The organism is Streptomyces sp. AC550_RSS872 (assembly GCF_019049285.1).
Classification (GTDB): Bacteria; Actinomycetota; Actinomycetes; order Streptomycetales; family Streptomycetaceae; genus Streptomyces.
This window is the reverse complement of record NZ_JAGMUL010000005.1, coordinates 1-23,942: the sequence shown is the minus strand read 5'-3', so window position 1 is coordinate 23,942 and position 23,942 is coordinate 1. Positions and strand designations below refer to the sequence as shown.

The 23,942-nt window shown below is 67.2% G+C and carries 35 protein-coding genes; 30 read left to right on the top strand and 5 right to left on the bottom strand.

All coding sequences use genetic code 11. From position 1 onward, the window contains the following. Positions 1-3: 3 nt before the first annotated feature. From rplD to truA, 29 genes are all read left to right on the top strand, one after another. The gene (gene rplD / locus KUM44_RS01460) at positions 4-660 is read left to right on the top strand and encodes a 50S ribosomal protein L4 (RefSeq protein ID WP_217205665.1); all 657 of its coding nucleotides are present in this window, start codon (positions 4-6) and stop codon (positions 658-660) included. Further along, complete coding sequence (rplW, locus tag KUM44_RS01455) at positions 660-1,079, top strand: 50S ribosomal protein L23 (protein WP_217205663.1); 420 nt, start codon at positions 660-662, stop codon at positions 1,077-1,079. The genes rplD and rplW overlap by 1 nt, the downstream gene beginning before the upstream one ends. Positions 1,080-1,119: 40 nt before the next feature. Further along, the gene (gene rplB / locus KUM44_RS01450) at positions 1,120-1,956 is read left to right on the top strand and encodes a 50S ribosomal protein L2 (protein WP_030046376.1); all 837 of its coding nucleotides are present in this window, start codon (positions 1,120-1,122) and stop codon (positions 1,954-1,956) included. Positions 1,957-1,968: 12 nt separating this feature from the next. Then, positions 1,969-2,250 (top strand): 30S ribosomal protein S19, encoded by a 282-nt coding sequence (gene rpsS / locus KUM44_RS01445; RefSeq protein WP_019753092.1) that lies wholly within the window; start codon positions 1,969-1,971, stop codon positions 2,248-2,250. 44 nt (positions 2,251-2,294) lie between these two features. Beyond that, positions 2,295-2,642: a 50S ribosomal protein L22 gene (rplV, locus tag KUM44_RS01440; RefSeq protein ID WP_062706767.1), complete on the top strand. Its 348-nt coding sequence runs from the start codon at positions 2,295-2,297 to the stop codon at positions 2,640-2,642. Continuing rightward, positions 2,642-3,463, top strand: coding sequence for a 30S ribosomal protein S3 (gene rpsC, locus KUM44_RS01435; protein WP_031477835.1), 822 nt, complete (start codon positions 2,642-2,644; stop codon positions 3,461-3,463). The genes rplV and rpsC overlap by 1 nt, the downstream gene beginning before the upstream one ends. 5 nt (positions 3,464-3,468) lie before the next feature. Beyond that, a complete protein-coding gene (gene rplP / locus KUM44_RS01430; RefSeq protein ID WP_030745246.1) occupies positions 3,469-3,888 on the top strand; it encodes a 50S ribosomal protein L16 in 420 nt (139 codons plus the stop codon). Beyond that, the gene (gene rpmC, locus KUM44_RS01425; RefSeq protein ID WP_003974259.1) at positions 3,888-4,112 is read left to right on the top strand and encodes a 50S ribosomal protein L29; all 225 of its coding nucleotides are present in this window, start codon (positions 3,888-3,890) and stop codon (positions 4,110-4,112) included. Before rplP ends, rpmC begins: the two co-directional genes overlap by 1 nt. After that, on the top strand, positions 4,112-4,399 hold the full coding sequence (gene rpsQ / locus KUM44_RS01420; RefSeq protein WP_003992363.1) for a 30S ribosomal protein S17: 288 nt from the start codon (positions 4,112-4,114) through the stop codon (positions 4,397-4,399). The genes rpmC and rpsQ overlap by 1 nt, the downstream gene beginning before the upstream one ends. Positions 4,400-4,570: 171 nt before the next feature. After that, positions 4,571-4,939: a 50S ribosomal protein L14 gene (rplN, locus tag KUM44_RS01415; protein WP_003998823.1), complete on the top strand. Its 369-nt coding sequence runs from the start codon at positions 4,571-4,573 to the stop codon at positions 4,937-4,939. A gap of 2 nt (positions 4,940-4,941) precedes the next feature. Beyond that, entirely contained in the window at positions 4,942-5,265 is a 324-nt protein-coding gene (gene rplX, locus KUM44_RS01410) for a 50S ribosomal protein L24 (RefSeq protein WP_030046380.1), read from the top strand. Next, positions 5,265-5,822 carry a 50S ribosomal protein L5 gene (rplE, locus tag KUM44_RS01405; protein ID WP_007494758.1) on the top strand — a complete coding sequence of 186 codons (558 nt, stop codon included), beginning with the start codon at positions 5,265-5,267 and terminating at the stop codon, positions 5,820-5,822. The genes rplX and rplE overlap by 1 nt, the downstream gene beginning before the upstream one ends. A gap of 5 nt (positions 5,823-5,827) precedes the next feature. Next, the gene (locus KUM44_RS01400) at positions 5,828-6,013 is read left to right on the top strand and encodes a type Z 30S ribosomal protein S14 (RefSeq protein ID WP_003948630.1); all 186 of its coding nucleotides are present in this window, start codon (positions 5,828-5,830) and stop codon (positions 6,011-6,013) included. Between the two features lie 212 nt (positions 6,014-6,225). Next, on the top strand, positions 6,226-6,624 hold the full coding sequence (gene rpsH / locus KUM44_RS01395) for a 30S ribosomal protein S8 (RefSeq protein WP_129799270.1): 399 nt from the start codon (positions 6,226-6,228) through the stop codon (positions 6,622-6,624). A gap of 24 nt (positions 6,625-6,648) precedes the next feature. Further along, entirely contained in the window at positions 6,649-7,188 is a 540-nt protein-coding gene (gene rplF / locus KUM44_RS01390) for a 50S ribosomal protein L6 (protein WP_217205662.1), read from the top strand. 3 nt (positions 7,189-7,191) lie between these two features. Further along, positions 7,192-7,575: a 50S ribosomal protein L18 gene (gene rplR, locus KUM44_RS01385; RefSeq protein ID WP_007494754.1), complete on the top strand. Its 384-nt coding sequence runs from the start codon at positions 7,192-7,194 to the stop codon at positions 7,573-7,575. 43 nt (positions 7,576-7,618) lie between these two features. Further along, positions 7,619-8,227: a 30S ribosomal protein S5 gene (rpsE, locus tag KUM44_RS01380; protein WP_030671799.1), complete on the top strand. Its 609-nt coding sequence runs from the start codon at positions 7,619-7,621 to the stop codon at positions 8,225-8,227. Beyond that, the gene (gene rpmD, locus KUM44_RS01375) at positions 8,227-8,409 is read left to right on the top strand and encodes a 50S ribosomal protein L30 (RefSeq protein ID WP_005481207.1); all 183 of its coding nucleotides are present in this window, start codon (positions 8,227-8,229) and stop codon (positions 8,407-8,409) included. Before rpsE ends, rpmD begins: the two co-directional genes overlap by 1 nt. A 2-nt stretch (positions 8,410-8,411) precedes the next feature. Then, positions 8,412-8,867 carry a 50S ribosomal protein L15 gene (rplO, locus tag KUM44_RS01370; RefSeq protein WP_014674382.1) on the top strand — a complete coding sequence of 152 codons (456 nt, stop codon included), beginning with the start codon at positions 8,412-8,414 and terminating at the stop codon, positions 8,865-8,867. A gap of 245 nt (positions 8,868-9,112) precedes the next feature. Next, positions 9,113-10,426, top strand: a complete 1,314-nt coding sequence (secY, locus tag KUM44_RS01365) for a preprotein translocase subunit SecY (protein WP_217205661.1) — start codon at positions 9,113-9,115, stop codon at positions 10,424-10,426. After that, complete coding sequence (locus tag KUM44_RS01360; RefSeq protein ID WP_217205660.1) at positions 10,426-11,088, top strand: adenylate kinase; 663 nt, start codon at positions 10,426-10,428, stop codon at positions 11,086-11,088. The genes secY and KUM44_RS01360 overlap by 1 nt, the downstream gene beginning before the upstream one ends. 141 nt (positions 11,089-11,229) lie before the next feature. Further along, positions 11,230-12,066, top strand: coding sequence for a type I methionyl aminopeptidase (gene map / locus KUM44_RS01355; protein WP_217205659.1), 837 nt, complete (start codon positions 11,230-11,232; stop codon positions 12,064-12,066). Positions 12,067-12,336: 270 nt separating this feature from the next. After that, positions 12,337-12,558: a translation initiation factor IF-1 gene (infA, locus tag KUM44_RS01350; protein ID WP_003948620.1), complete on the top strand. Its 222-nt coding sequence runs from the start codon at positions 12,337-12,339 to the stop codon at positions 12,556-12,558. 60 nt (positions 12,559-12,618) lie between these two features. Continuing rightward, positions 12,619-12,732 carry a 50S ribosomal protein L36 gene (gene rpmJ / locus KUM44_RS01345; RefSeq protein ID WP_003998809.1) on the top strand — a complete coding sequence of 38 codons (114 nt, stop codon included), beginning with the start codon at positions 12,619-12,621 and terminating at the stop codon, positions 12,730-12,732. Between the two features lie 189 nt (positions 12,733-12,921). Next, complete coding sequence (gene rpsM / locus KUM44_RS01340; protein ID WP_217205658.1) at positions 12,922-13,302, top strand: 30S ribosomal protein S13; 381 nt, start codon at positions 12,922-12,924, stop codon at positions 13,300-13,302. Positions 13,303-13,372: 70 nt separating this feature from the next. Then, positions 13,373-13,777 carry a 30S ribosomal protein S11 gene (gene rpsK / locus KUM44_RS01335; protein ID WP_003956432.1) on the top strand — a complete coding sequence of 135 codons (405 nt, stop codon included), beginning with the start codon at positions 13,373-13,375 and terminating at the stop codon, positions 13,775-13,777. Between the two features lie 256 nt (positions 13,778-14,033). Continuing rightward, complete coding sequence (locus KUM44_RS01330) at positions 14,034-15,056, top strand: DNA-directed RNA polymerase subunit alpha (protein ID WP_003966937.1); 1,023 nt, start codon at positions 14,034-14,036, stop codon at positions 15,054-15,056. A 191-nt stretch (positions 15,057-15,247) separates the two neighbouring features. Continuing rightward, positions 15,248-15,748 carry a 50S ribosomal protein L17 gene (gene rplQ, locus KUM44_RS01325; RefSeq protein WP_217205657.1) on the top strand — a complete coding sequence of 167 codons (501 nt, stop codon included), beginning with the start codon at positions 15,248-15,250 and terminating at the stop codon, positions 15,746-15,748. Between the two features lie 141 nt (positions 15,749-15,889). Then, the gene (truA, locus tag KUM44_RS01320; RefSeq protein ID WP_217205656.1) at positions 15,890-16,747 is read left to right on the top strand and encodes a tRNA pseudouridine(38-40) synthase TruA; all 858 of its coding nucleotides are present in this window, start codon (positions 15,890-15,892) and stop codon (positions 16,745-16,747) included. A gap of 122 nt (positions 16,748-16,869) precedes the next feature. Here truA and KUM44_RS01315 read toward each other — a convergent pair whose 3' ends face one another. The 5 genes from KUM44_RS01315 to KUM44_RS01295 all read right to left on the bottom strand — a co-directional run bounded on the left by KUM44_RS01315 (position 16,870) and on the right by KUM44_RS01295 (position 23,263). Further along, the gene (locus KUM44_RS01315) at positions 16,870-17,970 is read right to left on the bottom strand and encodes an NDP-sugar synthase (protein ID WP_217205655.1); all 1,101 of its coding nucleotides are present in this window, start codon (positions 17,968-17,970) and stop codon (positions 16,870-16,872) included. Positions 17,971-17,985: 15 nt separating this feature from the next. Further along, the gene (locus tag KUM44_RS01310) at positions 17,986-19,227 is read right to left on the bottom strand and encodes a hypothetical protein (RefSeq protein WP_254388891.1); all 1,242 of its coding nucleotides are present in this window, start codon (positions 19,225-19,227) and stop codon (positions 17,986-17,988) included. A gap of 20 nt (positions 19,228-19,247) precedes the next feature. Next, on the bottom strand, positions 19,248-20,699 hold the full coding sequence (locus KUM44_RS01305) for a glycosyltransferase family 2 protein (protein WP_254388890.1): 1,452 nt from the start codon (positions 20,697-20,699) through the stop codon (positions 19,248-19,250). A gap of 241 nt (positions 20,700-20,940) precedes the next feature. Further along, entirely contained in the window at positions 20,941-22,293 is a 1,353-nt protein-coding gene (locus KUM44_RS01300) for a glycoside hydrolase family 26 protein (protein WP_217205654.1), read from the bottom strand. 85 nt (positions 22,294-22,378) lie between these two features. Next, positions 22,379-23,263: a hypothetical protein gene (locus KUM44_RS01295; RefSeq protein WP_217205653.1), complete on the bottom strand. Its 885-nt coding sequence runs from the start codon at positions 23,261-23,263 to the stop codon at positions 22,379-22,381. 94 nt (positions 23,264-23,357) lie between these two features. On the opposite strand from KUM44_RS01295, the gene KUM44_RS01290 reads away from it, so the two are divergent. After that, a partial coding sequence (locus tag KUM44_RS01290) for a glycosyltransferase 87 family protein (RefSeq protein ID WP_217205873.1) occupies positions 23,358-23,942 on the top strand: 585 nt, incomplete at its 3' end.

Here is a 23,942-nt window from a genome sequence, read left to right as displayed (position 1 = left end):
CCGATGAGCACTGTTGACATCCTTTCGCCGGCGGGCGACAAGGCCGGTTCCGTCGAGCTCCCCGCGGAGATCTTCGACGTAGAGAAGATCAGCGTTCCGCTGCTCCACCAGGTCGTCGTCGCACAGCTGGCCGCTGCCCGCCAGGGCACGCACAAGACCAAGACCCGCGGTGAAGTCCGTGGTGGTGGCAGGAAGCCTTACCGCCAGAAGGGCACCGGTCGCGCCCGTCAGGGTTCGACCCGCGCGCCGCAGTTCGCCGGTGGTGGCGTCGTGCACGGTCCCGTGCCGCGTGACTACTCGCAGCGGACCCCGAAGAAGATGAAGGCCGCGGCCCTGCGCCACGCCCTCACCGACCGGGCCCGCAACAACCGCATTCACGTCGTCTCCGGCGTGATCGAGGGCGACGCCCCGTCCACGAAGGCCGCCAAGTCGCTGTTCGGCAAGATCTCGGAGCGCAAGAACCTGCTCCTGGTCGTCGAGCGCGCCGACGAGGCCGCGTGGCTGTCCGCCCGCAACCTGCCCCAGGTCCACATCCTGGAGCCGGGCCAGCTGAACACGTACGACGTTCTCGTCTCGGACGACGTGGTCTTCACCCAGGCCGCGTTCGAGTCCTTCGTGTCGGGCCCGAAGGCCAATGACACCGAAGGGAGCGAGGTCTGATGGCCATCCGTCACCCCGCCATTGCCTCGAAGGCCGCGAAGAAGGCCAAGGCCGCTCGCGTCGCCAAGGCGCGTCGCCACGCCGCCGAGGGCAAGAACACCGTCGTCACCCCGGTCAGCAAGGCGTTCACGGACCCCCGTGACGTCCTGATCAAGCCGGTCGTGTCCGAGAAGAGCTACGCGCTTCTCGACGAGAACAAGTACACGTTCATCGTCGCGCCGAGCTCCAACAAGACCCAGATCAAGCAGGCCGTCGAGGCGGTCTTCGAGGTCAAGGTCACCGGGGTCAACACGATCAACCGCCAGGGCAAGCGCAAGCGGACCCGCACGGGCTTCGGCCAGCGTGCCGGCACCAAGCGCGCGATCGTGACCCTCGCTGAGGGCGACCGTATCGACATCTTCGGCGGTCCGACCGCCTAAGGGCGGTCCGGATCGTCCGATATCGGACGAGGACTGAGAAATGGGAATCCGCAAGTACAAGCCGACTACGCCGGGCCGTCGTGGCTCCAGCGTCGCCGACTTCGTCGAGGTCACGCGGTCCACGCCGGAGAAGTCGTTGGTCCGCCCCCTGCACAGCAAGGGTGGCCGTAACAACTCCGGTCGTGTGACCGTCCGCCACCAGGGTGGTGGCCACAAGCGCGCCTACCGCGTGATCGACTTCCGTCGTCACGACAAGGACGGCGTGCCGGCGAAGGTCGCGCACATCGAGTACGACCCCAACCGCACCGCGCGCATCGCGCTGCTGCACTACGCCGACGGCGAGAAGCGCTACATCCTCGCCCCGCGCAACCTGCAGCAGGGTGACCGCGTCGAGAACGGTCCCGGGGCCGACATCAAGCCGGGCAACAACCTGGCGCTGCGCAACATCCCGGTCGGTACCACGATCCACGCGATCGAGCTCCGTCCCGGTGGCGGCGCCAAGTTCGCCCGCTCCGCCGGTGCCTCCGTGCAGCTGCTCGCGAAGGAGGGCCAGATGGCCCACCTGCGCATGCCCTCCGGTGAGATCCGCCTGGTCGACGTGCGCTGCCGCGCCACCGTCGGCGAGGTCGGCAACGCCGAGCAGAGCAACATCAACTGGGGTAAGGCCGGCCGTAAGCGCTGGCTGGGCGTTCGCCCGACCGTTCGCGGTGTGGCGATGAACCCGGTTGACCACCCGCACGGTGGTGGTGAGGGCAAGACCTCCGGTGGTCGCCACCCGGTCTCCCCGTGGGGTCAGAAGGAGGGTCGTACTCGTTCGCCCAAGAAGGCGTCGAACAAGTACATCGTCCGCCGCCGCAAGACGAACAAGAAGCGCTAGGAGCGGGTTTAGATGCCGCGCAGTCTCAAGAAGGGGCCCTTCGTCGACGACCACCTGATCAAGAAGGTGGAAGCCCAGAACGAAGCCGGCACCAAGAACGTCATCAAGACCTGGTCCCGTCGCTCCATGATCGTGCCGGCCATGCTCGGCCACACGCTCGCGGTGCACAACGGCAAGACCCACATCCCGGTGTTCGTCACCGAGTCGATGGTCGGCCACAAGCTCGGCGAGTTCTCGCCGACGCGCACCTTCCGGGGCCACGTCAAGGACGACCGGAAGTCGAAGCGCCGCTAGTAGCGGATCGCATTCAGACACGTAAGTAACTGAGAGGGACAACCATGGAAGCCAGGGCCCAGGCGCGGTACATCCGCGTTACGCCCATGAAGGCCCGCCGCGTGGTGGACCTTATCCGTGGCATGGATGCCACGGAGGCTCAGGCTGTTCTGCGATTCGCTCCGCAGGCAGCCTCCGTGCCCGTCGGCAAGGTGCTCGACAGCGCCATCGCCAACGCCGCGCACAACTACGACCACCCGGACGCCACCTCGCTGTTCATCAGCGAGGCGTACGTCGACGAGGGCCCGACCCTGAAGCGGTTCCGTCCGCGTGCCCAGGGCCGTGCCTACCGGATCCGCAAGCGGACCAGCCACATCACCGTGGTCGTCGCCAGCAAGGAAGGAACCCGGTAATGGGCCAGAAGGTTAACCCGCATGGGTTCCGGCTCGGTGTCACCACGGACTTCAAGTCCCGGTGGTACGCCGACAAGCTGTACAAGGACTACGTCAAGGAAGACGTCGCCATCCGTCGGATGATGACGTCCGGCATGGAGCGCGCCGGTATCTCGAAGGTGGAGATCGAGCGCACCCGTGACCGTGTGCGGGTGGACATCCACACCGCGCGTCCGGGCATCGTCATCGGCCGCCGTGGCGCCGAGGCCGACCGCATCCGCGGTGACCTCGAGAAGCTCACGGGCAAGCAGGTCCAGCTGAACATCCTCGAGGTCAAGAACCCCGAGACCGACGCTCAGCTGGTTGCCCAGGCCGTTGCCGAGCAGCTCTCCTCCCGCGTCTCCTTCCGTCGGGCCATGCGCAAGAGCATGCAGTCCGCCATGAAGGCCGGCGCCAAGGGCATCAAGATCCAGTGCGGTGGCCGCCTCGGTGGCGCCGAGATGTCCCGCTCGGAGTTCTACCGCGAGGGCCGTGTGCCCCTGCACACGCTCCGTGCGAACGTGGACTACGGCTTCTTCGAGGCCAAGACGACCTTCGGCCGCATCGGTGTGAAGGTCTGGATCTACAAGGGCGACGTCAAGAACATCGCCGAGGTCCGCGCCGAGAACGCTGCGGCCCGTGCGGGTAACCGCCCGGCCCGTGGTGGTGCCGACCGCCCGGCCCGTGGTGGCCGTGGTGGCGAGCGGCGCGGTCGTAAGCCGCAGCAGGCTGCCGGTTCCGAGGCCCCCAAGGCCGAGGCTCCCGCGTCCGCTCCGGCTGAGAGCACCGGAACGGAGGCCTGACCGACATGCTGATCCCCCGTAGGGTCAAGCACCGCAAGCAGCACCACCCGAAGCGCTCTGGCATGTCCAAGGGTGGAACGCAGGTTGCGTTCGGCGAGTACGGCATCCAGGCGCTCACCCCGGCCTACGTGACGAACCGTCAGATCGAGGCCGCTCGTATCGCCATGACGCGTCACATCAAGCGTGGTGGCAAGGTCTGGATCAACATCTACCCGGACCGTCCCCTCACCAAGAAGCCCGCCGAGACCCGCATGGGTTCCGGTAAGGGTTCCCCGGAGTGGTGGATCGCCAACGTCAAGCCCGGACGCGTGATGTTCGAGCTGTCGTACCCCAACGAGAAGATCGCCCGTGAGGCTCTGACTCGCGCCGCCCACAAGCTGCCGATGAAGTGCCGGATCGTCAAGCGCGAGGCAGGTGAAGCGTGATGTCGGCCGGTACCAAGGCGTCCGAGCTGCGCGAGCTGGGCAACGAGGAGCTTCTGGCGAAGCTTCGCGAGGCCAAGGAAGAGCTGTTCAACCTCCGCTTCCAGGCGGCGACGGGTCAGCTCGAGAACCACGGTCGGCTCAAGGCCGTCCGTAAGGACATCGCGCGGATCTACACCCTGATGCGTGAGCGCGAGCTGGGCATCGAGACGGTGGAGAGCGCCTGATGAGTGAGAGCAACGTGACTGAGCAGACTGCAGAGGCCCGCGGCTTCCGCAAGACCCGTGAGGGTCTCGTCGTCAGCGACAAGATGGACAAGACCGTCGTTGTCGCTGTCGAGGACCGCGTCAAGCACGCGCTGTACGGCAAGGTCATCCGCCGTACGAACAAGCTCAAGGCCCACGACGAGCAGAACGCTGCGGGCGTCGGCGACCGTGTCCTCCTCATGGAGACCCGGCCGCTGTCCGCGACGAAGCGCTGGCGCGTCGTCGAGATCCTCGAGAAGGCGAAGTAATCAAGCGGGGGTTCGCCCCCGCTGACCCCCGCCGGGGCTTCGGCCCCGGCGGACAGGGTTCTTCCCTTTCAGAGGCGCAAGTAATTCCTGCGGGGCACATCCGCAGGACGGTTCCGCCAGGCTCTCCGGTTCAACTCCCGGAGGGAACCGGCAGACAAACAGGAGATAGACGTGATCCAGCAGGAGTCGCGACTGCGCGTCGCCGACAACACTGGTGCGAAGGAAATCCTTTGCATCCGTGTGCTCGGTGGCTCCGGTCGCCGCTACGCGGGCATCGGTGACGTCATCGTCGCCACCGTCAAGGACGCGATCCCCGGTGGCAACGTGAAGAAGGGTGACGTCGTCAAGGCGGTCATCGTTCGCACCGTCAAGGAGCGCCGCCGTCCGGACGGCTCGTACATCCGCTTCGACGAGAACGCCGCCGTCATTCTGAAGAACGACGGCGACCCTCGCGGCACCCGCATCTTCGGCCCGGTCGGCCGTGAGCTGCGCGAGAAGAAGTTCATGAAGATCATCTCGCTCGCGCCGGAGGTGCTGTAAGCATGAAGATCAAGAAGGGCGACCTGGTCCAGGTCATCACCGGCAAGGACAAGGGCAAGCAGGGCAAGGTCATTGCCGCTTACCCGCGCGACGAGCGCGTCCTGGTCGAGGGTGTCAACCGGGTCAAGAAGCACACCAAGGCCGGTCCGACCGCCAAGGGTTCGCAGGCCGGCGGCATCGTCACGACCGAGGCGCCGATCCACGTCTCCAACGTCCAGCTGGTCGTTGAGAAGGACGGCAACAAGGTCGTCACGCGTGTCGGCTACCGCTTCGACGACGAAGGCAACAAGATCCGCGTTGCCAAGCGGACGGGTGAGGACATCTGATGGCTACCACCACCACTCCGCGTCTGAAGACGAAGTACCGCGAGGAGATCGCGGGCAAGCTGCGTGACGAGTTCAAGTACGAGAACGTCATGCAGATCCCCGGCCTCGTCAAGATCGTGGTCAACATGGGTGTGGGCGACGCCGCCCGCGACTCCAAGCTGATCGAGGGCGCCATCCGCGACCTCACCACGATCACCGGTCAGAAGCCGGCCGTCACCAAGGCCCGCAAGTCCATCGCGCAGTTCAAGCTGCGTGAGGGCCAGCCGATCGGTGCCCATGTCACGCTCCGTGGCGACCGCATGTGGGAGTTCCTGGACCGCACCCTGTCGCTCGCGCTCCCGCGCATCCGCGACTTCCGTGGTCTGTCCCCCAAGCAGTTCGACGGCCGTGGCAACTACACCTTCGGTCTCACCGAGCAGGTCATGTTCCACGAGATCGACCAGGACAAGATCGACCGCGTCCGGGGTATGGACATCACCGTGGTCACCACGGCGACCAACGACGCTGAGGGCCGCGCGCTCCTTCGTCACCTCGGCTTCCCCTTCAAGGAGGCGTGAGCGAGATGGCGAAGAAGGCTCTGATCGCTAAGGCTGCTCGCAAGCCCAAGTTCGGTGTGCGTGGCTACACCCGCTGCCAGCGCTGCGGCCGCCCGCACTCCGTGTACCGCAAGTTCGGCCTGTGCCGCGTGTGCCTTCGTGAGATGGCTCACCGTGGCGAGCTGCCGGGCGTGACCAAGAGCTCCTGGTAATCCCCTAATTTAGGGATTCCAGAGGCTCTCGGTAAGCATCTGGGTGGACAGGGGCCCACCTCCGCATGGCTTAGGCTTGTGGGGTTGGGCGCCTGTCGCGCCCGTACGACTTACTACGCCGTAGGTCCACCGCGCCGCACCCGTCCCGTCTCGGATCGGGGAGAGGGATGGCGCACCAGGAAACCCCGGCGAGAGAGGCCGAAGGCCAATTCATGACCATGACTGATCCGATCGCAGACATGCTTACGCGTCTGCGGAACGCGAACTCGGCGTACCACGACACCGTGGCGATGCCGCACTCGAAGATCAAGTCGCACATCGCGGAGATCCTCCAGCAGGAGGGCTTCATCACGGGCTGGCGTGTCGAGGACGCCGAGGTTGGCAAGAACCTCGTCCTCGAGCTGAAGTTCGGCCCGAACCGTGAGCGCTCCATCGCGGGCATCAAGCGGATCTCCAAGCCCGGTCTCCGGGTGTACGCGAAGTCCACCAACCTGCCCAAGGTTCTCGGTGGCCTCGGCGTGGCGATCATCTCCACGTCGCACGGTCTCCTGACCGACAAGCAGGCCGGCAAGAAGGGCGTAGGCGGAGAAGTCCTCGCCTACGTCTGGTAGCAGAAGGGAACGGAGGAAACAGCTATGTCGCGCATCGGCAAGCTCCCCATCGCGGTTCCCGCCGGCGTGGACGTCACCATCGACGGCCGCACGGTCTCGGTCAAGGGCCCCAAGGGCACGCTGACCCACACCGTTGCAGCGCCGATCGACATCGCCAAGGGCGACGACGGCACCCTCGCGGTGACCCGCCCCAACGACGAGCGTCAGAACAAGGCCCTGCACGGCCTGTCCCGCACGCTGGTGGCGAACATGATCACCGGCGTGACCCAGGGTTACGTGAAGAAGCTCGAGATCAGCGGTGTCGGTTACCGCGTGACCGCCAAGGGCTCGAACCTCGAGTTCGCGCTCGGTTACAGCCACCCGATCCTGGTCGAGGCCCCCGAGGGCATCACCTTCAAGGTCGAGGCTCCGACGCGTTTCTCGGTCGAGGGCATCGACAAGCAGAAGGTCGGCGAGGTCGCGGCCAACATCCGCAAGCTGCGCAAGCCCGACCCGTACAAGGCCAAGGGCGTCAAGTACGAGGGCGAAGTCATCCGCCGCAAGGTCGGAAAGGCGGGTAAGTAAGCCATGGCATACGGGCAGAAGATTCTCAAGGGCGACGCCTACAAGCGCGCCGCGATCAAGCGCCGCCACATCCGGATCCGTAAGCACATCAACGGAACGGCGGAGCGTCCGCGTCTGGTCGTTACCCGCTCGAACCGCCACATCGTGGCCCAGGTGATCGACGACATCAAGGGTCACACCCTTGCGTCGGCGTCCACCCTGGACACCTCGATCCGCGGTGGCGAGGGCGACAAGTCCGCGCAGGCCAAGCAGGTCGGCGCCCTGGTCGCCGAGCGCGCCAAGGCCGCGGGCGTCGAGGCCGTCGTATTCGACCGTGGTGGTAACCAGTACGCCGGGCGCATCGCCGCCCTGGCGGACGCCGCCCGCGAGGCCGGACTCAAGTTCTGAGTCCTGGTTCCGTAGCTAGCGGAGACAGAGAGAGGTAATTCCAATGGCTGGACCCCAGCGCCGCGGTGGCGGTGCCGGTGGCGGCGAGCGGCGGGACCGGAAGGGCCGTGACGGCGGCGCAGCTGCCGCCGAGAAGACCGCGTACGTTGAGCGCGTTGTCGCGATCAACCGCGTCGCCAAGGTTGTGAAGGGTGGTCGTCGCTTCAGCTTCACCGCGCTGGTCGTGGTGGGCGACGGTGACGGCACCGTGGGTGTCGGTTACGGCAAGGCCAAGGAGGTGCCGGCCGCCATCGCCAAGGGTGTTGAGGAGGCCAAGAAGCACTTCTTCAAGGTCCCCCGTATCCAGGGCACCATCCCGCACCCGATCACGGGTGAGAAGGCTGCCGGCGTCGTTCTCCTCAAGCCGGCTTCGCCGGGTACCGGTGTTATCGCCGGTGGTCCCGTGCGTGCCGTCCTGGAGTGCGCCGGTATCCACGACGTGCTGTCGAAGTCGCTCGGCTCGTCGAACGCGATCAACATCGTGCACGCGACCGTGGAGGCCCTGAAGGGCCTGCAGCGTCCCGAGGAGATCGCGGCCCGCCGCGGTCTGCCGCTCGAGGACGTCGCTCCCGCGGCTCTGCTGCGTGCGCGTGCCGGGGCTGGTGCTGCGTAATGGCTCAGCTCAAGATCACGCAGACGAAGTCGTACATCGGCAGCAAGCAGAACCACCGTGACACCCTGCGCTCCCTTGGTCTCAAGGGCATCAACACGCAGGTCGTCAAGGAGGACCGCCCCGAGTTCCGCGGCATGGTGCACACCGTCCGCCACCTCGTGACGGTCGAGGAGGTCGACTGATCATGGCGGAGCAGAACCCGCTCAAGATCCACAACCTCCGTCCCGCCCCGGGCGCCAAGACCGCCAAGACCCGTGTCGGTCGTGGTGAGGCGTCGAAGGGTAAGACGGCCGGTCGTGGTACCAAGGGTACGAAGGCCCGTTACCAGGTTCCGGAGCGCTTCGAGGGTGGCCAGATGCCCCTCCACATGCGTCTTCCGAAGCTGAAGGGCTTCAAGAACCCGTTCAAGACCGAGTACCAGGTCGTGAACCTCGACAAGCTGGCCGCGCTCTACCCCGAGGGTGGCGAGGTCACCGTCGAGGGTCTGGTGGCCAAGGGTGCCGTTCGCAAGAACAGCCTCGTCAAGGTCCTCGGCCAGGGCGAGATCTCCGTGGCGCTACAGGTGACGGTCGACGCCGTCTCCGGCTCCGCCAAGGAGAAGATCACCGCCGCCGGCGGCACCGTCACCGAGCTCGTCTGAATCCAAAAGGCGTCTCGATGACTTGAGCGATCCCGACCGGGGATACCCCACAAATGGGGTATCCCCGGTTGGTCGTTCCAAGGGGGGCGGTCTCGCCGGTAAGGTGGCCTGCACTGCCCACTTTTACGGAGTGCTTCTTGTGGGGCACTCCGAGCGGCAGTTGACCGTTAGCTAAGTCGTTCCCATTAGTCGATCCTCAAGACCGTCACCCTTGACGCAGTAGCGCGGGGGTCGCAGGAGGCACCGTGCTCACCGCGTTCGCCCGGGCGTTCAAGACGCCCGACCTGCGCAAGAAGCTGCTCTTCACGCTCGGCATCATCGTGATCTACCGGATCGGTACGCATATCCCGATCCCCGGCGTCGACTACAGGGCCGTCCAGGTCTGCGTCGACCAGGCGAACGCCAATTCGGGCATCTTCGGCCTGGTCAACATGTTCAGCGGCGGCGCTCTGCTTCAGATCACGATCTTCGCGCTCGGCATCATGCCGTACATCACGGCCAGCATCATCCTTCAGCTGCTGACCGTCGTGATCCCGCGACTGGAAGCCCTGAAGAAGGAGGGGCAGGCCGGTACTGCGAAGATCACCCAGTACACGCGGTACCTGACCGTGGCGCTCGCGATCCTTCAGGGCACCGGCCTGGTGGCCACCGCCCGCAGCGGTGCGCTCTTCCAGCGCTGCCAGGTCGCCAACCAGATCGTGCCGGACCAGTCGATCTTCACCACCGTCGTGATGGTCATCACCATGACCGCCGGTACGGCCACCGTCATGTGGCTCGGTGAGCTCATCACCGACCGCGGCATCGGCAACGGCATGTCGATCCTGATGTTCATCTCGATCGCCGCGACCTTCCCGTCCGCGCTGTGGGCCATCAAGGAGCAGGGCTCCCTGGCCGGCGGCTGGATCGAGTTCGGCACCGTGGTCGCCGTCGGCCTTGTGATGATCGGCCTGGTGGTCTTCGTCGAGCAGGCTCAGCGCCGTATCCCGGTCCAGTACGCGAAGCGGATGATCGGCCGCCGGTCCTACGGCGGCACGTCGACCTACATTCCGCTGAAGGTCAACCAGGCGGGCATCATCCCTGTGATCTTTGCCTCGTCGCTGCTCTACATCCCGGCGCTGATCGCGCAGTTCTCCGGTGGATCTTCCGACTGGAAGGCGTGGATCGAAAGGAATCTCGCCCAGCCGAGCGCCCCGACCCACATCGTCCTCTACTTCTTCCTGATCATTTTCTTCGCGTTCTTCTACGTGGCCATCTCGTTCAACCCCGACGAAGTCGCGGACAACATGAAGAAGTATGGTGGCTTCATCCCGGGCATCCGGGCTGGCCGACCGACCGCTGAGTACCTTTCGTACGTGCTCAACCGGATCACCTGGCCGGGCTCGCTGTACTTGGGCCTGATCGCTCTCGTGCCAACGATGGCGTTGGCTGGTTTCGGGGCAGACCAGAACTTCCCGTTCGGCGGGACCAGCATCCTGATCATCGTGGGTGTCGGTCTCGAGACGGTGAAGCAGATCGAGAGCCAGCTCCAGCAGCGCAATTACGAAGGGTTCCTCCGCTAATGCGTATCGTCCTCGTCGGGCCGCCGGGTGCCGGTAAGGGAACGCAGGCAGCGTTCCTCGCCAAGAACCTGTCGATCCCGCACATCTCCACGGGCGACCTGTTCCGGGCCAACATCAGCCAGCAGACGGAGCTCGGGAAACTCGCGAAGTCCTACATGGACGCGGGCAACCTGGTGCCGGACGAGGTCACCATCGGGATGGCCAAGGACCGCATGGAGAAGCCGGACGCCGAGAACGGCTTCCTGCTGGACGGCTTCCCGCGCAACGTGTCCCAGGCCGAGGCGCTCGACGAGATGCTCCAGTCCGAGAGCATGAAGCTGGACGCGGTACTGGACCTCGAGGTCCCCGAGGAAGAGGTCGTCAAGCGGATCGCCGGGCGGCGCATCTGCCGCAAGGACTCCAGCCACGTCTTCCACGTCACGTACAGCCGGCCGAAGGCCGAGGGCGTCTGCGACGCCTGCGGCGGCGAGCTGTACCAGCGCGACGACGACTCGGAGGACACCGTCCGCAAGCGGCTGGAGGTCTACCACACGCAGACCGAGCCGATCATCGACTACTACAAGGCGCAGGGGCTGGTCGTCACCATCTCCGCGCTGGGCAAGGTCGAAGAGGTCACGGCTCGCGCCATGGAGGCGCTTCAGCGTGACGAGGACGGCAAGTAGCAGCGCTCTTGGCTCGTACGTAGCTCAGGCCGCGGCTCCCTGTGAGGGGGCCGCGGCTGCTGTGTGGGGTGGGTCGCGCAGGCTCCGCCCTTATGGTTGAAGCAGTCCCCCCTATCCGGCCCACGAAAGGCGCCCGTCCCCATGGTGCAGATCAAGTCCCCCGAGCAGATCGCCAAGATGCGTGAGGCGGGGCTGGTCGTCGCCGCCATTCACGCGGCCACGCGCGAGGTTGCGGTGCCCGGGGCCAGCACCAAGGACCTGGACGAGGCCGCGCGCAAGGTGCTCGCGGAGCACGGCGCGAAGTCGAACTTCCTCGGCTACGGCGGTTTCCCCGCGACGATCTGCACCTCCGTGAACGACGTCGTCGTCCACGGCATCCCGTCCGAGGACGTCGTCCTGAAGGACGGCGACATCATCTCCATCGACTGCGGCGCCGTCATCGACGGCTGGCACGGCGACGCCGCCTACACCGCCTTCGTGGGCTCCGGTCACGCTCCGGAGCTGATCGAGCTCTCCCGGGTGACCGAGGAGTCGATGTGGGCCGGCATCGCGGCCATGAAGCAGGGGAACCGGCTGGTCGACGTCTCCCGTGCCATCGAGACGTACATCCGGCGGCAGCCGAAGCCCGGCGGTGGCAAGTACGGGATCATCGAGGACTACGGCGGCCACGGCATCGGTACCGAGATGCACATGGACCCGCATCTGCTGAACTACGTCGACCGGCGACGGGGCAAGGGGCCGAAGCTGGTCCCCGGGTTCTGCCTCGCGATCGAGCCGATGGTCTCGCTGGGCACGCCGAAGACCGAGGTTCTCTCGGACGACTGGACGGTCATCACGACTGATGGCACGTGGTCGTCTCACTGGGAGCACTCGGTGGCGCTGACCGAGCAGGGGCCGCTGGTGCTCACGTCGCCCGACGGCGGCAAGGCGAAGCTGGCTGAGCACGGGATTGTCGCCGCGCCGGATCCGTTGGCCTGAGTACGCCTTCCGGAGAGGGCGGCCCTGCCGGACGGCGGCTGCGGGAGCGTGGGTCTTGTCGCGCCCCGCGGCGGAGCCGCATATCGGCACAGGCGCGCGCCCCTTCGAGGCGCTTAACGATCTGTCCTCTGGGGCAGGATCTCTCGATTCGTCTTTCAGGGTGCGCTGACGTAGACTGACTCGTCGGCTCTCGTGCACCCGCATGTCCGCATGCGCCCGTAAGGGGAACGCAGGGGAGTCGATCAAGGTAGTCGATTCGAAGGGCGAAGCGTGGCCAAGAAGCAAGGTGCCATCGAGATCGAGGGCACTGTCGTCGAGTCTCTGCCGAACGCCATGTTCAAGGTCGAGCTCCAGAACGGCCACCAGGTCCTGGCACACATCAGCGGCAAGATGCGCATGCACTACATCCGCATCCTCCCTGACGACCGGGTCGTGGTGGAGCTGTCTCCGTACGACCTGACGCGTGGCCGGATCGTCTACCGGTACAAGTAGATCTTGCCCGAGCCCCGGGACCTCCCTGGGCGATGGCACTGACCCGGAGAACCTCACCCAATGAAGGTCAAGCCGAGCGTCAAGAAGATCTGCGACAAGTGCAGGGTGATCCGCCGTCACGGTCGGGTCATGGTCATCTGCGAGAACCCGCGCCACAAGCAGCGCCAGGGCTGACGCAGGACCGATCCCTCTGCATCCATCGCAGGGATTCGCGCGACGCAAGCTGAATATGTTCATACGCAGAACCCAGGCGAGTCTTGCCTGACACCCCCGGTTCGGAGGCCGGGGACTCAGTTCGTACCTCGTACGGCGGCTGGGAGTCGGTTCTGCGGAAGACCTCCGAAGATCACCAGGAGCCATTGAATGGCACGCGTTTCCGGTGTTGACATCCCGCGCGACAAGCGCGTGGAGGTCGCCCTCACCTACGTGTTCGGCATCGGCCGGACCCTTTCGCAGCAGACGCTGGCCGCCACCGGCGTCGACCCGAACACCCGCGTTCGCGACCTCTCCGAGGAGCAGCTCGTCGCGATCCGTGAGTTCGTGGACAACAACATCAGGACCGAGGGTGACCTCCGTCGTGAGATCCAGGCCGACATCCGCCGCAAGGTCGAGATCGGTTGCTACCAGGGTCTGCGTCACCGTCGCGGGCTGCCCGTCCGCGGTCAGCGCACCAGCACGAACGCCCGTACCCGCAAGGGCCCGCGTCGCGCCATCGCCGGCAAGAAGAAGCCGGGCAAGAAGTAGTCCTCAGCGGACAACGCTTCATCAGCGGTCTTCGCTGTAGGACCGACCACCTCCCCGTAGGAGTTTGTAGATGCCCCCCAAGGGTCGTCAGGGCGCTGCCAAGAAGGTGCGCCGCAAGGAAAAGAAGAACGTCGCTCACGGCCACGCGCACATCAAGAGCACGTTCAACAACACGATCGTCTCCATCACGGACCCGTCCGGCAACGTGATCTCCTGGGCCTCCGCCGGCCACGTCGGCTTCAAGGGCTCCCGGAAGTCCACGCCGTTCGCCGCGCAGATGGCTGCCGAGTCGGCTGCCCGCCGCGCCCAGGAGCACGGCATGCGCAAGGTCGACGTGTTCGTGAAGGGTCCGGGTTCCGGTCGTGAGACCGCGATCCGTTCGCTCCAGGCCACGGGCCTCGAGGTCGGCTCCATCCAGGACGTCACCCCGACCCCGCACAACGGCTGCCGTCCGCCGAAGCGTCGTCGCGTCTGACGCGCCGGTTCACGGTGGCTCGGCTTCCGGCTGGGGGTGTGGGGGTTATCCCCCACATGTCGCAGTACGGCTGCCGTCCGCCGAAGCGTCGTCGCGTCTGACGCACGGCTGCTTCCAGCAGACTGAGGATTCGGGCGGTACGGCTCTGTAAGGGTCGTATCGCCCGTACCCTTGTATTACCCCGCGCTGTGTATGCGGCGCGGTTCCGTCGGGCGTCAAATAGCGGGCGTCCACGAAAGAAGGATCTGATCCACACATGCTGATCGCTCAGCGTCCCTCGTTGACCGAAGAGGTCGTCGACGAGTTCCGCTCCCGGTTCGTGATCGAGCCGCTGGAGCCGGGCTTCGGTTACACCCTCGGCAACTCCCTGCGCCGGACCCTCCTGTCCTCGATCCCGGGTGCGGCGGTCACGTCCATCCGTATCGACGGCGTGCTGCACGAGTTCACCACCGTGCCGGGCGTCAAGGAGGACGTCACCGACCTGATCCTCAACATCAAGCAGCTGGTCGTGTCGTCCGAGCACGACGAGCCCGTTGTGATGTACCTGCGCAAGCAGGGCCCGGGTCTGGTCACCGCCGCCGACATCGCGCCCCCGGCCGGTGTCGAGGTGCACAACCCCGACCTCGTCCTCGCCACGCTCAACGGCAAGGGCAAGCTGGAGATGGAGCTCACGGTCGAGCGTGGCCGTGGTTACGTCTCCGCCGTGCAGAACAAGCAGGTGGGCCAGGAGATCGGTCGTATCCCGGTCGACTCCATCTACTCGCCGGTTCTGAAGGTCACGTACAAGGTCGAGGCCACGCGTGTCGAGCAGCGCACCGACTTCGACAAGCTGATCGTCGACGTCGAGACCAAGCAGGCCATGCGTCCGCGTGACGCCATGGCCTCCGCCGGTAAGACCCTGGTCGAGCTGTTCGGTCTCGCCCGCGAGCTGAACATCGACGCCGAGGGCATCGACATGGGCCCGTCCCCGACGGACGCCGCCCTTGCCGCCGACCTGGCGCTGCCGATCGAGGAGCTGGAGCTCACGGTCCGCTCCTACAACTGCCTCAAGCGCGAGGGCATCCACTCCGTGGGTGAGCTCGTGGCTCGTTCCGAGGCCGACCTCCTGGACATCCGTAACTTCGGTGCGAAGTCCATCGACGAGGTCAAGGCGAAGCTGGCCGGCATGGGCCTGGCCCTGAAGGACAGCCCGCCCGGATTCGACCCCACGGCTGCGGCTGACGCCTTCGGCGCCGATGACGACGCCGACGCCGGGTTCGTCGAGACCGAGCAGTACTGAGAGTTCGGGACCGACTGCCGGTTCTTGGCTGCGGGATCGTTGTGGTTGATCGCGCAGTTCCCCGCGCCCCTATCGGGGCGCGGACCTTCCGGGCGTCTGCAAAGGCGCCCGGATCTCCGACGGGCAACCGCTCGCTCGGATACTGACCCCGGTACCTGATACGGCCGGGGCAGACACACAGGAGAAGAACAATGCCGAAGCCCACCAAGGGTGCCCGTCTGGGCGGCAGTGCCGCGCACGAGAAGCTGCTCCTCGCGAACCTTGCGAAGGCGCTGTTCGAGCACGGCCGTATCACCACCACCGAGGCGAAGGCCCGTCGTCTGCGGCCGTACGCCGAGCGTCTGGTGACCAAGGCGAAGAAGGGTGACCTTCACAACCGCCGTCAGGTGCTCCAGGTCATCACGGACAAGAGCATCGTCCACACGCTCTTCACCGAGATCGGCCCGCGGTACGAGAACCGTCCCGGTGGCTACACCCGGATCACCAAGATCGGTAACCGTCGTGGCGACAACGCGCCCATGGCTGTCATCGAGCTGGTCGAGGCGCTGACGGTCGCGCAGGAGGCCACGGGTGAGGCCGAGGCCGCCACCAAGCGTGCCGCCAAGGACGCCGAGGTTGCCGAGGTTGCTGAGGCCAAGGTCGACACGACCAAGGCCGACGAGGCTCCCGCCGAGGAGTCGAAGGACGCCTAAGCGTCTGCCGGGGGCTGTTCGGTTGCGGCCGCGGCGCCGTCGTGGCTTGTCGCGCAGTTCCCCGCGCCCCTTCGGGGCGATTGCGGGCCCGTTCCCTTTCCAGGGGCGGGCCCGCTTTTGTGTACCTGAGAGGATCTCTGTGTGAGTGATGAAGTGGCACCCGGGCACGTCCGTCTTCGGCTCGACCTGTCCTACGACGGCAGGGACTTCCACGGCTGGGCCAAGCAGGCCGGTGGGAAGCGGACCGTGCAGGGGGAGATCGAGGATGCGTTGCGGACCGTCACGCGGTCGGGGAGCGCGACGCACGAGCTGACCGTGGCCGGGCGTACCGATGCCGGGGTGCATGCGCGGGGGCAGGTCGCGCATGTCGATCTGCCGGAGGCGGTGTGGCGTGAGCATCACGAGAAGCTGCTCAAGCGGCTGGCCGGGCGGCTGCCCAAGGATGTGCGGGTGTGGGCGCTGAGGGAGGCGCCGAGTGGGTTCAACGCGCGGTTCTCGGCAGTGTGGCGGCGTTACGCCTACCGCGTCACCGACAATCCGGGGGGCGTCGATCCGCTGCTGCGCAGTCATGTCCTGTGGCACGACTGGCCGCTGGACGTCGATGCCATGAACGAGGCCGCCGGACCGTTGCTGGGTGAGCATGACTTCGCCGCCTACTGCAAGAAGCGGGAGGGGGCCACGACCATCCGGACGTTGCAGGAGCTGAGTCTGGTGCGGGGGGACGACGGGATCGTCACGGCCACGGTGCGCGCCGACGCCTTCTGCCACAACATGGTGCGGTCGCTCATCGGGGCGTTGTTGTTCGTGGGGGATGGGCATCGGCCGACGGACTGGCCGGGCAAGGTGCTCGCCGCCGGGGTCAGGGACTCGGCCGTGCATGTCGTACGGCCCCATGGGCTGACGCTCGAAGAAGTGGGCTACCCGGCCGACGAGTTGCTGGCCGCGCGGAGCAAGGAGGCGCGGAACAAGCGGTCGTTGCCCGGGGCCGGCTGCTGTTGAGCCGGGCCCGGGCAGCGAGGGGCGGCGAGCTCAGCCGGCCAGGGCCTGCTCGAAGGCCGGCTCCAGGAACGGCACAGAAGGCGTCACGGTTCTCCAGTAACTGTCCGGGCTGACCGGCGACTTCAGTGGACCGTCGGGCAGGCGACAGCGGTACCGCTGACGCGCACACCCTGGGCCGGGATGCGGATGCCGCACGACAGGCGCAGCTGGGCGGGCAGTTCGTTCTGGGCGCCGACGTCGGAGTGGCAGCCCACCACGACCTCGCGGAGAAACGAGTCGCTGCCGATCGATGAGTCGTGGTCCACCACGGACTCGCGCACCTGGGCGCCCTCGGCCACGGTGACGTTCGCGCCGATGATGGAGCGGTCGACGACCACGTGTGCGCCGATGACGGCGTGCGGGCCGATCGTCGAGCCGCCCGTGACACGGGCGGTCGGGTCGATGACCGCCGTGGGGTGGATCAACGCCCCGGCCGGCCGCTGAACGAGGGGCGAGGCCGCCTTGCCGGTGACCAGGTCGGCGGAGCCGTGCACGAAGGCCAGCGGGGTGCCGAGGTCACGCCAGTACTCGGCCGTGGTGTGGCCGAACACGCGCTGCCCCGCGGCGACGAGCTGCGGGAAGGTCTCCTGCTCGACGGAGACCTCGCGGTCGGCCGGGATGGCGTCGAGGACGGACCGGCGGAAGACGTAGCAGCCGGCGTTGATCTGGTCGGTGACGATCTCCTCGGCCGTCTTGGGCTTCTCCAGGAAGGACAGCACCCTTCCGGCCTCGTCGGTGGGGACCAGGCCGAAGGCGCGCGGGTCGGCGACCCGGGTGAGGTGCAGGGTCACATCCGCGTCCCGTGCCTCGTGCTGCTCCAGGAGGGCCCGCACGTCGACGCCGGACAGGATGTCGCCGTTGAGGACGAGGACCGGCGCGTCGGGTGCGTCGCCGCGCAGCAGTCGCCCGGCGTTGCGGATCGCGCCGCCCGTGCCGAGCGGCACTTCCTCGACGGCGTAGGAGATCTCCAGGTCCTGGGAGAAGTCCTGGAACTCCTCCTCGAAGAGGCTCGCCAGGTATGAGGTGGCGAATACGACGTGTTCGACGCCGGCGTCCATCAGCTTCGCTATCTGGTGCCGGATGAAGGAGGAACCCGCGACGTTGAGAAGCGGCTTCGGGGTGTGGTTCGTGAGAGGGCGCAGACGGGTGCCCTTGCCGCCCACGAGGATGATGGCTTCCTGCATGATTGCCTCGCTCGGTCAGCTCGTGGTGTCGGTGCCAGGGCCTGCGTAGTCAGAGCTGAAGCAGGTCTTGATGGCCTTCTCGGTGAGGGGGCGTCCGGCGAAGTCCAGCCGGGAGGCGGTCTTGTCGTCGGGTGCGGTGTTCGGGTCGTCGTCGAAGTGGATCGACCACCAGTAGACGCCCTGCATCTTCCGTTCCTGGACGACCTGGCAGACGGCGTCGTACCAGTTGGCCTGCACCTTCTGGTTGACCGTGCGCCGGGCGTAGAAGTCGCCGGGCGCGTGGTAGGCGCCGTTCATGGCGCCGATGCCGGACTCCGCGATGAGGATGTTCGGCAGCGGGCCGGTGGCCTTCCGGTCCAGCCAGTCGTTCCAGCCCTCGACGAGGTCGCCGACGGGCGCGGTGTCCGCCACCTTGACCGGGAAGTAGGCGTCGACGCCGAGGTGGTTGACCGGCATGTTGATGCGGCCGGAGACGTAGTTGTCCCAGTTGGCGTCGTAGGAGACCTCGCCGGAGAAGATCTTCTCGGCGGAGTCGACCAGGGTGTTCCAGCCCGGGTCGCCCTCCAGGGAGTTGAGCTCGGTGCCGATGACGAACGTGTTCGTCCTCGTCTCGTCGGCGGCTTCGAGGTACGGCGTGAGGAGCTTCTTGTACGACGCGAACCAGGCGGAGCGGGAGGCGGGCTCGATGTTGCCGCGCCAGCCGTTGCCCTGACTCAGGTTCCCCTCGTCCATGATCGGGCGGAGCGTGGTGCGGAAGCCGGCGTCCTTGAACACCTTCACCACTCGCTGGACGCGCTCGGGGGACGGGGTCTTGGCGCCGGCCGCGAGCTCGTTGGAGGTGGCGCTCTCGATGTAGAACGGGAAGGACAGGGCGACCGAGTTCGCGCCCAGCCCGATGAGGTACTCGGCGTGCTTGCGGGCCTGCTTCTCGATGAACGAGTCGGAGCGTTTGTTCTTCTCCTCCTCCCAGTAGAGCTGTACGCCCCACTGCGCCATGCCCTTCTTCCAGGGCTTGGCGACCTGGAGGGCGTCGGCGGAGGGGGACGCGGACGAGGAGGGCGTGGACGGCGTACCGCCCGTGCCGTCCGTGCCGTCGGCCGGGGTGGCGGGGTCCGCGGAGTCGTCCATGACGATCTTGGGCAGGGCCGAGCCCGACTCCCAGCGCACCGGATGGTCGCCGAGGAGGAAGGGGGCGCCCAGCACGACGGTGAGGACGGTCACCGGGAAAATGGCGAGCAAAGGCAGTCGTGAACGCATGTCAGTGGTCTTCCGGGCGGTCAGGCGGGCTTGGCGATCACGACGAACTTGTTCTCCTTGCGCCGGACGAACTTCAGGAAGCCCTTGAAGCCGCCGAGTCCTTCCAGCACGGAGAAGACGGGGATCAGTGCGACCACCGCGATCGGCTCCCACCACTTGCGTCGCCCGCTGACCGACGCGAGCGCGTTCAGTCGCAGGCCCTCCCAGTAGGTCCAGATGACGTAGGCGAAGTTGAGCGCCCACAGGAGCACGATGGACTGGGTCACCGGCGAGGTGTTCATGTCGTTGAGGAGCCAGCCCACGAGCAGTACGGCGCCGATGTGCTGGAGCGGGCCGAGGATCCAGGTGGTCACGCAGATCGACAGGAACCAGCGATAGCGCAGCGGCACGGCCCGGTTGAAGCAGAGCGCCACCAGGCCCCAGGCCCAACGGTCGCGCTGCTTGACGAAGTCGGCGGCGCTGGCGGGGGAGGCGCCGTAGCAGCGGCCGTTGAACCAGTCGCTGCGGCCCGGGTACTTGCGGCAGAAGGTCAGGGCGAGCCGGGCGTCCTCGACGATCTCCTTGGGGCCGAAGTCCCAGCCGATCTCGGCCTCGACGGACGCGCGCAGCACCAGCAGCTCGCCGTGCACGCCGGCGGCCGGGGTGCCCATGCCGGTCAGCGCGCGGAAGCGGGCGATGTCGTCGGCGGGGCGCACGGCGTCCGCGAGCCAGGTGAACATGTTGACCGCGTTCTCACGCGGGTACGTGAGGATGCCCTGCGCCATGTGCTTGGCCTCGTCGGGGTGGGCACGGCGCTGGCGGTTGATGAACTGGGCGAGCGAGGAGGCGGTGTCGGGGCCGACGCCGGTGTCGTCGTCCATGTGCAGCACCCACACGTACTCGAGGGCCTCGCCCTCCTCGATGCGCAGCTCGTGGGCGTAGTGGTTGGCGCGGGCCTTGAAGCGGGTGCCGTTGGCCGGAACATAGTCCTTGGGGACCGTGATGACCCGGATCAGCGGGTGGGAGTCGGCGAGCCGGTCGATGGCCTCCGTCGCCTCGCAGCCCTCCTCGGTGAGGATGTCGACCCGCATGTACGGGAACCACTCCGGCAGGTGCTCGACATACGACAGGACCGAGCGCTCCAGCGCCGGATAGGTGTCGTGCCGTCCGATGGTCGGGCACAGGACGATCAGGAAGTCCTGTTCGGCGGGAGCGGGCGGTGTCATCCGGTCGCTCCTGCGGACCCGGCGGCGGATCAGCAGGGCTCCCTGGATGCCGACCAGGACACCGGCCACCGGCAGCGACCAGACGACGGTCAGGATCCAGCTCATCAGGGACGAGCTGGGCCGGTAGCTCCAGAGCCCGAACGCGACCAGCAGGACGAAGGGCAGCAGGAACGGGAGGATTCCCGGTTTCCAGGATGCCGTGCGCTTCGCCAGTTTCTGATGGTGCCGCGAGTGCGGCACGCCCCCCTCGACCAGTGTCGATGCCATGACGACTGCGGAACTCCCGTGAGATCGGTGGTGCGTTGAGGCAGCAACAGATCTCGGCCGTGGCGCGACACAGCGCACCACGGCACGTCTACTTCGGGCTTCTGCCCCCCAACGCCTTCATTGGCGCTTCGGCCCTGTCGCCGCTCAGAAGCCCCCCCGGGCGCCCAAACAACAGGCCGAACAGATGGCTGATCCTTGCACATATGTGTCTGTTCTTGGAACTGATGTGAGAAAGATGTGTTCAATCGTTAACGAAGTTACCGGCCGTTATCACCTTCGGTGATCTGTATGTCCGCTTCACATCGCTGTCGCTGTTCTTGTGGCGGGGCTCGGTGAGGTTGTCGTACGACAGCGCCTGGCCCCATACCGTCCACAGCACCCACGGCGTCCGGGTCAGGGTGTCCGGGCGGGCGGAGTTGAGCGGCACGTGGAAGGACTCGGCGATGACGCGCGGCTTGCGGTACGGCTCGAGGCCCCGGTACCAGACCTCCGTCCAGGCGCCCGTGCCGAATGGTTTCTCTGGGGTGTCGCTGTAGTCGTCGACGCCCACGACATCGACGTGGCGGCCGCCCGGGTAGTAGTCCCGTGGCTCTCGGGCGTAGGTCCCCTCCCAGGAGTTCGGCGCCCACACGAAGACCAGGTTGTGCAGCCCGCGCCGGTGCACGAGGTAGTCGTACGTCAGCCGCCACAGCCGCCGGAACGCGGTGGGGTCCTGGCCCGCCCACCAGAAGCCCCGGCCGGGTGCCGTGTTCATCTCGTGGTACGGGCGCAGCAGCACCGGCACACCGCGGTCGGCGAGATAGCCGAGGTGGTCCGCGAGGAAGGAGAGGTCCCGCAGCAGGTCTCCGTGCTCGGTGCTGCCCGGGGTGACCACCCGGGCGAACCAGTCCGGGTCCCGGGCGCCGGGTGAGTTGCGGTGCAGCGTCTGCGCGAAGCCCTTGACGGGGCTGCCCGGGTAGGGCTGGTGGAAGGAGAAGCCGACGATGCCCGCCGGGCCGCCGTCGCCCCGCGGCAGGGAGGCCTCGGTGCCGTCGGCGCAGTCCTTGTGCCTGCCGGTGGGACGGTAGGAGCCGTCGGCCGGCCGGGGCAGGCCCGCCCACACGCCGACCGCCAGGTCCACCGCGTCCTCGGTGTACCCCCAGTGCGGCCGGCAGCTCGGCCAGGCCCGGGAGTAGGAGCGGGCCTCGCCCACCGCCCAGCCCGGAAGGTCGTACCCCGGCCCGAGGTCCAGTTCCACGAAGCCGGGCAGCCGGCCGGTGATGTCCCTGGCCTTGCGGTAGTAGTAGCCCGGCTGTTTCGTGCCCCGGTAGTCGCCGTACTCGGGGTTGTACCGCTCGTTGTGCAGCTCGACGTGCTGCCCGATCACCGTGCGGCTCGGGCGGCCGCGGCGGGCGTCGTTCTCCAGGTCCGCCAGCACGGCGTACACCCGGCGTGCGGCTACGGTCGCCCTCGGGTCCCGCGTCCGCAGATCAGTGGGCACGAGCGCGGGCCCGCCCGGTCGCCCGTCCGGCTCCTCCGGCCAGGCCCAGATGCCCAGCGGCGCCAGGAGCGCGGCACCCGCCGCCGCACCGAGCAGCCCGATCCGGCCTCGCATCCGCACAGTCCCCGCCCCTCCCCGACGCGTTCGTGCGGCGATTGTCCCCCGCCCGGAGGGCGGGAGACGCCGGGGAGGCCGGGCGTTACTCGCCGGCCGCTGCCGACGCCTGGATCTCGCCTCGCCTGCGGATCTGACGGAAGGTGAAGTCCTCCAGGGTCTCGCCGACCTGGAGGGCTTCCGTGTCCTTGTCCGTCATGTCCTTTCCGTTGGTGAAGCCGGTGAGGGTGAAGTAGGCGTAACGGCCGTAGGAGTTCGCGGTCACCAGGCAGAAGGCGGACGTGCAGAAGTCCTTGATGCCCTTGCCGGGGAGCGTCCTGATGAGGTCCGTGTCGGTGTTGACCTTGCCCTTGACCTTGGTGGCCTGCGCCGCGTTGTCGAAGACCGCCACGCCGACCGTCACCGCGACGCCGTCCTTCACGTACGAGACGCGCATGAAGCTGGTGCAGTCGTTGTCGGTGAGGATCTTCGGCAGGCCGCCCTTGGTGGCCGCGGAGCAGTTCTTCGTGTCGTCCGTCGCGCCCTTCTTGTACACCGTGTCGCTGCCCACGGTCAGCTGGGTGCCAGGGAAGAGGGACTCCGCGCTGAGCGGGGCGGTGTCCTTGCTCTTGCTGGAGATGAAGTCCTTCGGGTCCAGCGGCGGCGGAGCGCTCGTCGACGCGAACGACGGGGCGGTGGGCTGGGTCGGCAGGCCCGAGGTGCCCGGTACGCCGGAGGCCGGCTTGTTCGAGGCCGAGTTGCTGTCGTTCGCCGACACCACGGCCACGGCGACCGCGGCACCGATCGCGACGGTGGCCAGTGCGCCGCCGCCGATGAGGAACAGCCGGCGCCGTTTGTTGCGCGTCTCGGACGCCTCGGCGAGCGCGGCCCAGTCCGGCGTCTCGTCGGTGCCGCTGTTCCACGGCTGCTGGGAATGCGGTGTCCAGGGATCCCACTGGGACTGGGGTCCCCCCTGCTGCCCGTAGCTCATGGGGCGCATCTTAGACGGACCGAGGGTGTGCCGGTCCGCCCCAAGAGACGCACCCGCACCTAGCGTTCACACGGTGAGCGAGCGCAAAAGCGACATGTCCGGGTGGTTGGTACGACGGGCGACGTGGCATCTGTGGGGCGCGCTCGGGGTGGTGCTGGGCGCCCTTGTGGTGCGTACGGCCCGGGTGACCTCGGACGGAGGGATGGACCACGCCATCGTCGTGCGGGCGGCGCGGGTGTGGTGGGCCGGGGGGTCGCCGTATGACGACTCCCACTTCCTCTATCTGCCGAGCGCGGTGCTGGCGGCGGCGCCCCAGGTGCTGCTGCCGCGGGGTGTGCTGAGCGTGCTGGTGCCGCTGGCGGTGACCGGCTGTCTGGCCGGCGGCTGGATCTGTGCTCTACGTCTCTACGGCATCCCTGCGCACAGCCGCTTCGCCGCGCTCGGCCTGCTCGGGCTCGCGGTCGGGTTCGCGCCGTTCGCCCACCTCGTCCTGTTGGGGAACTGGACGGCGACGGCGGCGCTCGCTCTTCCGCTGGGGTTGCTGCTGGCCGGGCGAGGGCGGTGGGTGGCGGCGGGGGCGGTGATCGGGGCGTCGGTCGCGCTGAAGCCGTTGCTGGCGCCGGTGGGGTTGGTGTTCGTGTTCGCGGGGCGCTGGCGGGGGCTGGGGGTGCTGGCCGGG